General features: G+C 63.9%; 11 protein-coding genes and 1 tRNA gene. 8 read left to right on the top strand and 4 right to left on the bottom strand.

The features are described 5' to 3' along the window. The first annotated feature begins 48 nt into the window (after window positions 1-48). Window positions 49-951, top strand: a complete 903-nt coding sequence (locus tag BLT40_RS07000) for a DMT family transporter (RefSeq protein ID WP_090352448.1) — start codon at window positions 49-51, stop codon at window positions 949-951. A 69-nt stretch (window positions 952-1,020) separates the two neighbouring features. After that, window positions 1,021-2,649, top strand: a complete 1,629-nt coding sequence (locus tag BLT40_RS06995; RefSeq protein WP_090352446.1) for a serine hydrolase — start codon at window positions 1,021-1,023, stop codon at window positions 2,647-2,649. 56 nt (window positions 2,650-2,705) lie between these two features. Here BLT40_RS06995 and BLT40_RS06990 read toward each other — a convergent pair whose 3' ends face one another. Next, window positions 2,706-5,141 (bottom strand): DUF3772 domain-containing protein, encoded by a 2,436-nt coding sequence (locus BLT40_RS06990; RefSeq protein ID WP_079521471.1) that lies wholly within the window; start codon window positions 5,139-5,141, stop codon window positions 2,706-2,708. A gap of 158 nt (window positions 5,142-5,299) precedes the next feature. On the opposite strand from BLT40_RS06990, the gene tpiA reads away from it, so the two are divergent. From tpiA to BLT40_RS06960, 6 genes are all read left to right on the top strand, one after another. Beyond that, on the top strand, window positions 5,300-6,049 hold the full coding sequence (tpiA, locus tag BLT40_RS06985) for a triose-phosphate isomerase (protein WP_090352444.1): 750 nt from the start codon (window positions 5,300-5,302) through the stop codon (window positions 6,047-6,049). 24 nt (window positions 6,050-6,073) lie between these two features. Further along, entirely contained in the window at window positions 6,074-6,526 is a 453-nt protein-coding gene (gene secG, locus BLT40_RS06980; protein WP_090352441.1) for a preprotein translocase subunit SecG, read from the top strand. A 33-nt stretch (window positions 6,527-6,559) separates the two neighbouring features. Beyond that, window positions 6,560-6,644: transfer RNA gene (locus tag BLT40_RS06975), tRNA-Leu, on the top strand. A 123-nt stretch (window positions 6,645-6,767) separates the two neighbouring features. Beyond that, window positions 6,768-7,385, top strand: coding sequence for a hypothetical protein (locus tag BLT40_RS06970; RefSeq protein WP_090352439.1), 618 nt, complete (start codon window positions 6,768-6,770; stop codon window positions 7,383-7,385). 154 nt (window positions 7,386-7,539) lie between these two features. Next, window positions 7,540-9,594 (top strand): putative bifunctional diguanylate cyclase/phosphodiesterase, encoded by a 2,055-nt coding sequence (locus tag BLT40_RS06965; protein ID WP_090352437.1) that lies wholly within the window; start codon window positions 7,540-7,542, stop codon window positions 9,592-9,594. A gap of 60 nt (window positions 9,595-9,654) precedes the next feature. After that, a complete protein-coding gene (locus tag BLT40_RS06960; RefSeq protein WP_090352435.1) occupies window positions 9,655-10,101 on the top strand; it encodes a hypothetical protein in 447 nt (148 codons plus the stop codon). Here the strand turns inward: BLT40_RS06960 and BLT40_RS06955 are convergent. From BLT40_RS06955 to BLT40_RS06945, 3 genes are read right to left on the bottom strand one after another with little or no spacing between them, the layout of a single operon-like run. Beyond that, window positions 10,079-10,645: a hypothetical protein gene (locus BLT40_RS06955; RefSeq protein ID WP_143025849.1), complete on the bottom strand. Its 567-nt coding sequence runs from the start codon at window positions 10,643-10,645 to the stop codon at window positions 10,079-10,081. The two genes, BLT40_RS06960 and BLT40_RS06955, sit on opposite strands and share 23 nt — an antisense overlap. Window positions 10,646-10,677: 32 nt before the next feature. Then, entirely contained in the window at window positions 10,678-11,025 is a 348-nt protein-coding gene (locus BLT40_RS06950; protein WP_090352430.1) for a hypothetical protein, read from the bottom strand. Then, window positions 11,022-11,666 carry a sigma-70 family RNA polymerase sigma factor gene (locus BLT40_RS06945; RefSeq protein ID WP_090352426.1) on the bottom strand — a complete coding sequence of 215 codons (645 nt, stop codon included), beginning with the start codon at window positions 11,664-11,666 and terminating at the stop codon, window positions 11,022-11,024. The genes BLT40_RS06950 and BLT40_RS06945 overlap by 4 nt, the downstream gene beginning before the upstream one ends. Between the last annotated feature and the right edge of the window lie 61 nt (window positions 11,667-11,727).

Raw genomic sequence — 11,727 nt, 5'->3', positions numbered from 1 at the left:
GCCCCGTGGTTCCGGCGACAATGAGGGCCAGACACAAGTGAGGTTCGTATGTCCGCTGCCACCGATGCCCCCGTCGATTCGATCACGCCGACCGCCACGCGGGACTGGCGTACACCGGTCGAGCTGGTGGCCCTGGGCGCCATCTGGGGCGGTTCGTTTCTCTTCATGCGCGTGGCCGCCAGGGACTTCGGTCCGTTCCCGATGGTGGCGACGCGCCTGCTGTTCGGTTCGGTGATCCTGCTGCCGCTGTTGTGGCGCGCCCGCAACACCCTGCGCTTATCGCATCTGTGGAAGATGCTGGTGCTTGGCGCATTGAGCGCGGCCGTCCCGTTCACCCTGTTTGCCTGGGGTGCGGAGCGCGCGCCGGCGGGCATTGGCGCCATCGCCAACAGCATGACCGTCCTCTTCGCGGCCCTCGTCGCCTTCGTCGGCTTCGGTGAGAAGATCGGCACGCGCAAGGCCATCGCACTGGTCGCCGGCTTTATCGGCGTCGTGATTCTCGCCAGCGGCCGCACCGCCGGTGACAACGTGGCACCGGCCGCTCTGGCGGGCGCCGCGGCATCGTTCTGCTACGGTCTTGCCGGTAACCTGATCAAGCGCTACCTCTCCGATATCGCGCCCACGGCGGTGGCGGCCGGGTGCCTGCTCGGTGCGACCCTTCTGACCGCGCCGCTGGCCGTGCTGACATGGCCCGACGCGCCCATTCCCGTGAAGTCGTGGGTCGCCGTCACGGCGCTGGGTGTGCTTTCCACCGGTCTGGCCTACGCGTTCTACTTCCGCCTCATCCAGCGTATCGGTGCGCCGCGCGCCGCCACCGCGACCTATCTGGTTCCCCTGTTTGGTGTGGCCTGGGCCTGGATGTTCCTCGGTGAGGCGCTCACCCCGACCATGGCGCTCGCCGGCGCGATCATTCTCGGCAGCGTGCTTTTCAGCCAGAAAAGCAAGGCCTGAGAGAAGTCTTTCGCCGTACGGCGATGCGTGGAATAGTCCCCACACCGTTTTTGCCTGCAGGGGCTTTCCATGTCGCGTCTTCGTTATCTTCTCGCCTTCGGCGTCACCAGCTTCGCGTTCGCACTCGCCGCGCAGGGGCAGGACGTGAGGCCGTCGCCCGCGTCCGCCGCCACGGCATCCCGTCCGGCCGCGCTGGCCGACTTCGACGCCTATGTCGATGCGACGCGCAAGCAGTTCGACGTGCCGGGTATCGCCGTGGCGATCGTCAAGGACGGCAAGATCGTCCTCGAGATGGGCTCGGGCGTGCGCAAGCTGGGCGAGTCGGCGAAGGTCGACGCGCATACGCAGTTCGCGATCGCGTCGAATACCAAGGCGTTTACCGCGGCGTCGCTGGCCATCCTCTCCGACGAGAACAAGCTGGACATGAACGACCGGGTGGTCGACCGGCTGCCCTGGTTCCAGATGTCGGATCCCTACGTGACCCGCGAGATGCGCGTGCGCGATCTGCTTGCGCATCGCAGCGGCCTGAGCCTGGGTGCGGGGGACCTGTTGTACTGGCCCGCGACGACGTACACCACGAAGGAAGTGGTGCAGCGTCTTCGTTACGTGCCTCTGACCAACAGCTTCCGTGCGGAGTATGCGTACGACAACATTCTCTTCGCGGTGGCGGGCCTGGTGATCGAGCAGGTCTCGGGCAAGCCCTGGGCCGACTTCGTGCACGATCGCATCTTCGTTCCGCTGGGCATGACCGAGTCGCAGACGCATGCGCCGGAAAGCATCGGCCCGAACGACGACATCGCTACCGGTCACGCCAAATTCGACTTCAAGGACCTGAAGCCGGTCGCGCCGATGTCGTGGAACAACAATCCTTCGGCGGGCGGCATCTACTCGAGCGTGCACGATCTCTCGAAGTGGCTGACCATGCAGCTCGACGGCGGCACATACAAGGACGGCAGCGGCAAGGAGCAACGTCTCTTCAGCGAAAAGCGTCAGGCCGAAATGTGGTCGTTGATCACGCCGATCCGTATCCCTGAGCCCGCCGTGCCCGAACTCAAATCGGCCAGACCGAACTTCTCCGGCTACGGCGAAGGCTGGTTCGTTTCCGACTATCGCGGTCACAAGCTGGTCTGGCACACCGGTGGCTGGCCCGGCATGGTCTCGCGCGTCACGATGGTTCCCGATCTCAAGCTGGGTATCGTGGTGCTGACTAATCAGGAGAGCGGTGCCGCGTTCCAGGCGGTGACCATGCGTGCGCTGGACGCCTTCACCGATGCGCCGAAGACCGACTGGATCGCCGCATACGCCGCCGGCGTCAAAAAGGCGGAAGGTAACGCCGACGACAGCATGAAGAAGCATGAGGCGGCGCGCATGAAGGGTGCGAAGCCCTCGCTGCCGCTCGATGGTTATGTCGGTACGTATCGCGATCCGTGGTACGGCGACGTCAAGGTGTCGAAGCAGGGCGGCAAGCTGTCCATGACCTTCAGCAAGACCGCACAGCTCAGCGGCACGCTGGAGCCGTGGCAGCACGATACGTTCATCGCTCACTGGACGGATCGGTCGCTCAACGGCGATGCGTTCGTCAACTTCTCGCTGGATCCGGATGGCAAGGTCCGCGAAGTGCGGATGGAGCCCGTCTCACCGTTGACCGATTTCAGCTTCGACTTCCAGGATCTGCGTTTGGTGCCGGTCGAGAAGTAAGACTCGCAGGAGCGCCTTGCGCGCGATGTTAAGAGCATCGCGCGCAGGGCGCGCTCCTACGATGAAGGATCGTCCGTGGACGCCTTCGGCGCAGCCGCACCCGTTGGCCCTGGCATCTCCGGGGTATTCCCACCCGAACGCAACACCAGATCCTGCGGTCGGAGCAGCGGAATATCCGCCCCGCGCAAGCGGGCGATGATGTCGAACAACAGATCGCTCTTGACCCCGCCGACGTCGCGCGGGCTACCCACATAGCACGTCGCCACGAACATCATCGCGGTGCGGTCGATGCTGTCCAGCGTCACCGACGGCGCGGGCGTATCCTGCACGGCGCTATGCGCGGTCATCGCTTCCAGCATGTGATCGCGCACGTGCACGGGGTCGCTGTCCAGCGGCATCGGCAGCTTGATCTGCACGCGCCCCTGCGGATTGGCCATCGTCATGTTCCGCACCGGTTTGGTGATGAACGACGAGTTCGGCACGATGATGGTCGAGCGGTCGCCTACCTGGATTTCGGTGGCGCGGACATTGATCCGGCGGATGTCGCCCTCGGCATCGTCCAGCACGACCCAGTCGCCGACCTTGACCGGTCGCTCGGCCAGCAGGATGAGGCCTGAAATGAAGTTCTGCACGATCGCCTGCAGGCCGAAACCGATACCCACCGACAGCGCCGAGGCGACCCACGCCACGTTCTGTACCGAAAGACCCATCGCCAGCAGCGCGATGGCGACGACGATGACGACGCCGACATAGCCGAGCAGGGTGGTCAGCGAACTGCGCATGCCCGGGTCGAGGCTGGTTCGCGGCAGGTACTGGTCGGACAGCCAGTTCTTCGCCACGCGCACCGCCATCAGGCCGACGAAGAACAGGCCGATCGCCGTGAGGATCTGGTCGGGTTTCAGCTCGACGTTGTAGATTTTCAGCGACTGCAGTTTGCCGCCGAGTTCCAGCAGGTCCGGCACGCTGCCGCCGGCACCGGCCGCCGCGGCGGAGAGACCGAGCAGGAACAGGCCCAGTCGCACGACGCCGGAAAGCAATACGCCCGCCTGGTCCAGCATCTTGGGATGCGTGCCGAAGACCGCCTGCGCCCGGGCGCTCATCGGCCCCTTTTCCGACAGCAGCGTCTCGAAGAGGTCGTCGACCAGACGCATCGCAAGATATGTCGCGGCGATCACGATGGTGATCCAGACCACGCGTCCGGCCATGAAGGCGGCGAACGATACATAGCCCAGAAGCAGACCGACCCAGGAAGCGATGATGGCGATCCACGCCGCCGCGATCAGCAGGCTGGCCCAGATCGGACGGGCGGCCGTGGCTTGCCCGGCATCGTCGCTTTCGGCGTCGGCCTCCGTCTTGTGTGTGCGGCTGAGGCGGATCAGTGCGAGCGCGGCGAGGATGGTCAGTGCCACCGCTTGCACGCTGCTGGTCATGACCGTTGCCGCGAGGCTCGTGCCGATCGTCCGGTTCAGCAGGTCGAGAAAGCGGAACAGCACGATTGCCAGCGAGAACAGCATCGGAAAACGCCGCAGCTGCAGGGCGGTCTCGTCCGAGAGTGCGGGCAGTCGCCACGAGGGCTTCTTGGCGGAGATCAGTGCGCGGCCCAGTCCGGCGACGAACGCACCGAAGAACACCAGTCCGACGATGTGCTTCGCGATCTCGTCGGTGTCGTGGCTGAGTGTGTCGTTCCAGTTGATGCCGAGATAAAGGAGCTGGGTGCCCAGCCCGGTGGTGAGTGTCGAGGTCAGCGCGATGCCCAGGATCAGTGCCGAGCGGCGCAGGCGGCCTGGCGGCATGCGGTTGGCCGTGAGGTGGCGCACGCGATGTTCGATATAGAAGCGAACGCCCGTCATCAGAAGCAGGCCGAAGAACACGCAGACGATCAGCGCGACCCGGTTGCCCTGGGTCCAGCTGGCGGCAAGGTCGGTTCTGGCCTGGTTTCCGAAATCGCGAAGATTGGCCAGGTCACGGGGAAAGGCGTCCGCCGGATCCGACCAGAACGCGCGGGACACGGGGGAGTTGGTCCGCTGGGAGATGGTCTGCTGGAAGCGGATGCGCCGCAGATCCGCCAGCTGTCCGGAGGTCTGCTGCGCCTCGAGCGCGATGCCGTCCGCCTGCTTGATCTGAGCATCGACCGCGTTGAACGCCTTGGTGGCGTCCTTGCGGGACGCGGCGAGCTCCGGTGCTTCTTTCGTCCCGCTGGCGGGCGCGGGGCCCATCTGGTCGAGGCGGGCCTTGGCCGCGTCCCGGCTGGACTGCAGGGCGCTCGACACCTTCTGTGCGTTGGAGACGATGTCCGTCGCCTTGCCGCGCAGGTCGTCGATCTTGCCGTCGGTGATCTGCTCGTCCTTCATGGACTTCTCGACCTGGTCAAGCTGGCCGCGCAGATCGTCGATCTGCTGCGCCGGTGTAGTCGTGGCGTCGTCGGTCTGGGCAAAGGCCAGGCCGCTCGTGAAGACGAGCAGGGCGATAAAGAGAATTCTCAGGGTGCGCATACGGGGATCATAAGACAGGCCGGATCAAGGCAAATGCCCGATTCATGCATTACCCTCGGTGAATGGCGCGTGCGCGCCCTCCGTGCGGCAATGCAGCTTTGCCGCCGGGCGGCCCGCCGCTATCCTGCCGCCCCCTTACCCCGCACGGAATCCTGACCATGCGCACGAAGCTCGTCGCCGGCAACTGGAAGATGCATGGCTCCCGCAAGATGGCGGACGACCTCGTTCGCGAGTTGGTGGAGAACCGGCCGGACGGTCCCGACCTCGTGGTCTTCCCGCCCGATGTGTTCCTGCAGGAGCTGACGCACAAGTACCGCGACCGGGGGCTGCGCTTTGGTGCCCAGGACCTGAGTGAGCACTCGGCGTCGGGTGCTTTCACCGGTGAGGTGTCGGGCAGCATGCTACGGGACGTGGGCGCGACGTGGGTGTTGGTCGGCCATTCGGAACGTCGTCAGTATCAGCACGAGTCCGACGCGGTCGTGGCCGGGAAGGTGAAGGCAGCCCTCGAGGCGGCCCTGACTCCCATCCTTTGTGTAGGTGAGACCCGTGAGGAGCACGAGGCCGGGCAGGCCGAGGCCGTGATCGGTCGCCAGCTCGAGGCCGTGGTGGCGCACGTGGGCATTGAACCGTTCCGTCATTCAGTCGTTGCTTATGAGCCTGTGTGGGCTATCGGGACGGGTCTGACGGCTACTCCGGACAAGGTGCAAAAAATTCATGCGTTCATCCGTAGCCAACTGGCAAAAAAGGATGTTAATATCTCGCTCCTGACCCGGGTGCTTTACGGTGGAAGCGTCAAGCCGGCCAATGCGGCCGAACTTTTCGCTCAGCCTGATGTAGACGGGGGACTCATCGGCGGTGCGGCTCTCGTGGCGTCCGATTTCCTGGATATATGCGCCGCGGCGCGATAATCGCGACACGGCAAACAAGAAGATATGTTCATCCTCTTCAGCGTTTTCTATATCCTGATCGCCGCGGCGATGATCGTGCTGATCCTCATGCAGCGCGGCGCCGGTGCGGATGCAGGTTCGGGTTTCGGTGGCGGCGCGTCCGCAACCGTGTTCGGTGCGCGTGGTTCGTCGAGCTTCATGACGCGAGCTACCGCGATCCTGGCGGCACTGTTCTTCGTGCTCAGCCTGGGTATGGGTATCTACCTCGGTCGCACGGGTGCTCCCCAGCCGGCCGCGGATCTTGGTGTGATGTCTGGCGTTACCACGCCGGCCGCTCCCGCCAACAACGCTCCGGTGAAGCCGGTCGCGTCGGATGTGCCGCAGGCACCCGCCGCCAACGGTAACACCCCGGCTGCCACGGCGCCGGCAGCGACCAACGATGTTCCGGCTGCGAAGCAGGAAGCCACCCAGGCTCCCGCCGAACCGGCCAAGAAGTAATCAGCGACACACGCAACACGCTGTAAAAGTTATGCCCAGGTGGCGGAATTGGTAGACGCACTACCTTGAGGTGGTAGCGGCTTAGGCTGTGGGGGTTCGAGTCCCCCCTTGGGCACCAACGCAAGATCCGGAGTACCTCAACCGGATCGCAATCAAACCCGCGGAAGCGGGTTTTTTTGTGTCTGCGATTCAAGCCCTACAATCTTTGCCAGCCTGGCCCGTGCAGATACAAGGAGGATCGATGCGCACTCAGTTCATGTCGACGATGGCGATCTGTACGTTTTTTGCCTCGATGGTCTCTGCATCCGTTCTGGCTGCTGACACCGCACCGCCGCCCGCCGAAGTGATTCACTTTCTCGGTCCGGACGATACCTTGCTTGCCTACCGGGCGGGTGAGCTCTTTGGAGCGGGCCTTTCTGGCGCGGTGATCATTGTTCGCCATCCGGTTCCCGATGAAGCGTACGACTTCGATAAGAACCCCTGTGAGCTTATCGTCCTGAAAGGCGAGGGGAGGACCCTCTCAAAGTTCGCTACAGGAACGACGGTCGTGGACTGCGTCTACAACGATTTGAACAAGAGACTTGGCTCAATGGCTCTCAACGACCTGGTGTCTATCGGGTCGGGCTCTTTCAGTTTCATCAATCAGAAGGAGCGGGGTACCGACGGGTTCTACTTCAGATATTCGGTAACCAGGGCTCAGTGGTACCTCGAACGAGCAACGGCGACATTCATGGGTGCAGAGGGGATCACGTCGGAAGAAGCGCTCTATCCCAGAGATTTCGGGTGGACCAGTCTTTCGGACGTTTCTCCGGAAAACGTGGCAAGGGCGTTGAATAAGCACAAGACCGTCAGCAAGTAGCGCTGCCGGGTTTGGAACTTCCAGCCGGTTCTGGCCCCCAGCCTGAACACGTGCAGAGTTTCCGCATCATCCCCCGCTCAAGAATTCGGTAAATTTGCCGACACATCCTCGACGGCCGTATTCGATGGCCATAGCAGGCCTGGCAGATTCCCTCATGCTCGCAAGCAGTTACAGCGGCATCCTCGTTTTCTTCTCGCTGATTGTCGCGGTCCTGGCGTCTTACACGGCGCTCAACATGGCTGGCCGCGTCGCAAGCACGCGTGGGCTCGCGTCCAGGTTATGGCTGGTCGGCGGCTCCGTGGCCATGGGTTTCGGCATCTGGTCCATGCATTTCATAGGCATGCTGGCATTCCGTCTGCCGATCGCCGTCGGTTACGACCTGGGTCTGACGACGCTGTCGCTGGCGATCGCGGTGGGCTCGTCGGCGTTCGCGCTATGGCTGGTCTGTCTCGAAGAACTACCGGGGCGCCGCCTGTGTGGTGGTGCGCTGCTCCTCGGTGCGGGCATCGCCGCGATGCATTACACCGGCATGGCCGCCATGAAGATGGAGCCGGGGGTGATCTATGAGCCCTGGCTGTTCGCCGCGTCTATCGCCATCGCGGTGCTCGCTTCGGGTGCGGCGCTCTGGATCGCTTTCCGACTTCGTCGCGACGCCGAGCGTGTCGTGCTCCCGCGCGTAGGTGCATCGCTGGTGATGGGTTGCGCGATCGTCGGGATGCACTACACCGGCATGGCCGCCTCTCAGTTCCCGCTGGGCAGCTGGTGTGGTGCGGCCAACTCCGGTCTGGATGCGAAATGGCTCGCGGTCGTCGTGATCGTGGTCAGCCTGATGGTCTTCGCCATCGCTCTGATCATCGCGATGCTCGACGTGCGTGCCGATGCGTTGGCCTCCTCGCTCGACCGGGCGAACAGCGAGCTCGTGCAGCTGGCGCTCCATGACAACCTGACCAGGCTGCCCAATCGCGTCCTGCTCGGCGATCGCATGGAGCAGGCGATTCACACGGCAGCGCGCGAGAAGCGGCAACTGGCGGTGTTGTTCATCGATCTCGATGGTTTCAAAGCGGTCAATGACGTGTTTGGACATCACGTCGGTGATCTTCTGCTCAAGGCGGTGTCGCGCCGGATCCTGGCGATCAAGCGCGAGCAGGACACGGTGGCACGCCTGGGTGGCGACGAATTCGTCGTGGTGCTGGACATCGGGACGCCCGAAGATGCCGCCGTGCTCGCGCAAACGGTGGTCGACCAGCTGGGTGCGGTGTACAGCATCGACGACAACACCGTGCACGTCGCGGCGAGCATCGGTATCGCGATCTATCCCGAGAATGGCCGGACCACGCACGAGCTCATGGTCAACGCCGATGCGGCGATGTACCACGCGAAAGAACAGGGCCGCAACGGTTACTGCTTCTTCGAAAGCGCGATGAACGCCAACGTTCACCAGCAACTGCAGCTCCAGCAGGATCTGCGCCGGGCGGTGGATCGGGGTGAGTTCCTGCTGCACTACCAGCCCAAGCTCGTCTCGCCGAATGGCCCGATGGTCGGCGTCGAAGCATTGCTGCGCTGGCAGAAGCCGGATGTGGGGCTCGTGCCACCCGATGAGTTCCTCTCGGTCGCCGAGCGCACGGGGCTGATCGTGCCGATCGGCAACTGGGTGATCGACGAGGCTTGCCGGCAGATGCGCGCCTGGCAGGATGAGGGGCACGACGACTGGACGGTCGCGGTCAATCTGTCGACCGTGCAGCTGACCCATGTCGGTCTGGTCGACGTGCTCAGGGAGGCCCTCGAACGTCACGGTATCGAGCCGCGCCATCTCGTGCTCGAGGTCACCGAGTCGACCGCGATGCGCGATGCGGAGGCTAGCCTCGCGATTCTCAATCAGCTGGCCGCGCTGGGCGTAGGCATATCCATCGACGACTTCGGCACCGGCTATTCGAGCCTGCTTTACCTCAAGCAGCTGCCGGCCGATGAGCTGAAGATCGACCGTGGCTTCATTACCGAACTGACCCAGGGCAATGACGACGAGGCGATCGTTTCGGCGATCATCGCGCTGGGCAAGACGCTGGGTCTGAAAATCGTGGCCGAGGGCGTGGAGACGGTCGAGCAACAGGAACTGCTGACGCGACTGGGTTGCAACGCGCTACAGGGCTACCTGCTGGGTGTGCCCGTCGCGGCCGATCAGTTGTCGCGGGCTAACCGGGCGGTGGCGTAAAGTCGCCACGCCGCCCGCTGTGCATTAGGATGCCGTTTCACGACATGCGGGGAACGACCGATGGCCCAGACCGACGACCAGATTGAAAACCTCTTCAGGTTCACCGCCCGGTTCGCGCAGGAGATGCTGTCCGAAAGTGGTGATTTCTATCCGTTCGGTGCCACGATATCGGCGGATGGAAAGATCGCCGCGGTGAGTGGCGATGTCGGTGGCGAAGAAAATCCGCAACCGCGCGATGTTTATGAATCGATTTCGGCGCAGCTGGTGCGTATCGGGGCCGCGGGCGGCGTCGAAGGTGTCGCTCTGGTTGCCCAGGTCGACATTCCTGACGACCTTGGCGCTCAGGTGGAGAAGGGCATCCGCGTGCATATCGAGGGCGACGGTTTCGCCCGCTTCATCTACATCCCTTACGAGATTCGCTCCGCGAGCGAGACGGCCGTGCATCTGCACGAACTGCTCGCCGTCGAGGTGCAGCCGCAGTTCTTCAAGGCTCAAAACCCAGATTGACCGGTGCTGGCGGAAGGTTGGGGTGGTCCATGCCTGTCGTGGGCACGTCGTTGCCGACGACGTCCAGCTTGAACGGACGGGCATCTACGCCGCCCTTGCCGTCGAGCAGAAATCCGAACGCGATTGCCGTCGCCGCATCCGGCACGTCGAGCACGATGCTGCACGGCGTCCAGTCCGAGGTACCCCGCAAGGGGTGGCGGTCCATGTTGTCGAAGCCCAGCAGCTTGCTCGATGTGCCATCGATGCGCATCCACATCTGCGCCTTGTCGGCGTTTTGAGTGCGTAGCGCGCCGGTCAGGCGTACCCGCTTGCCGCGGTAGGCGGTGGCGTCGATCGTCTGCATGAGGGTACCGAAACCATTCGCACCGGGCCTGGCGTGTATGAACGCCTGCCAGCCGTCGCGGACGTTGGGTGCCTGCGCTGTGCCCATGTCGTAGTCCCTGGGCGAGGAGCCCGCCACGTGCCAGCCGTTAGGAAGTGTCGCCGCGTTCGCGATGGACGTAAGGGCCAGTGCGGCGAGGGAAGCGAGCAGGCGCATTTTCACGGGAGATGTCCTTCGAAGAGATAAGACGGGTTCTACGGGGTACGCGTCGGGTCGCGCAGGGTGCGAGTGGCAGCGGATGGCGGCGGATCGATATCCATGCTGCGCAGGAACGCGTTGGTGCGTCCTTCCTCGTAACCTGCAGGCAGGGCGGATGCCATGCCGGTGGGTACATCCTGAGGCGGCGGGGAGGTGCCATGCATGCCGAGCCAGAGGGCTGCCGAAGCGGCCAATGCGAGCGCAAGCCAGCCCCCCGCTTGCCGCGAACGCTGCCTCGCGGCCGAACGAGCGGCGAGTGCCAGCATGGCGTCATTCGTCCGCTTTGCCGGCGCTTCGTGCGCGTGCCGTCGATAGAGATACGCGAGCCGGTCGAGGTCGTTCACTGCCAGGCCTCGAGCGCTTTACGAAGTCGGACCTGGGCATAACGAAGTCGGCTTTTGACCGTCTCGCGCGATGTCCCGGTGATAGAGGCAATCTGGTCGAGCGTTAGTTCGCCTTCCGCTTTCAACAAGAAGGCCTCGCGTTGAAGCGGCGGCAGCGCCGCGATCGCCTCGAGCAAAGCAACTCCTAGCGCTTCGCTGTGAGCGACGCGCTCCGGAGCGATGGCATCGGTGGCCACCAGGTCGTCGATGCCAGCCTCATCTTCGCTATCGCTACGCCATTCGGGCGCATGGCGGTCCAGCAGGCGAAACCGGTCTGCCGCGCGTCGATGGGCGATCGCGAAGAGCCAGCTGGCAAATGATGTCTGGGCGCGAAAGTCGCTGCGGCCGCGAATGACCGCGGCCCAGACGTCCTGGAATACTTCTTCGGCATCCGCGGCGCGGTTGGCGAGTCGTAACAAATAACGATGAAGTCGCTTGTGATAGCGCCCGTACAGTTCGCGGAACGCATCGACATCGCCATGCCGGTAGCGGTGCATGAGCGTAGCGTCGTCATCCGCCACCGAGGGCGTCGGATCCTTGAAGCCGGTGGTCAGCGCGAGCACAAGCGCGTTGAGGTGATGTTCCGGAGCGATGGCGTACATGGTCCCGATCCTGTGGGTCTGTCTACGTAGTCGCCGACAGTCACCGGATGGGGTTGACCCG

It is taken from the genome of Dyella sp. 333MFSha (genome assembly GCF_900102405.1).
In the GTDB taxonomy this organism is placed as follows: Bacteria; Pseudomonadota; Gammaproteobacteria; order Xanthomonadales; family Rhodanobacteraceae; genus Luteibacter; species Luteibacter mycovicinus.
This window is presented reverse-complemented; position numbering and strand designations above follow the sequence as displayed.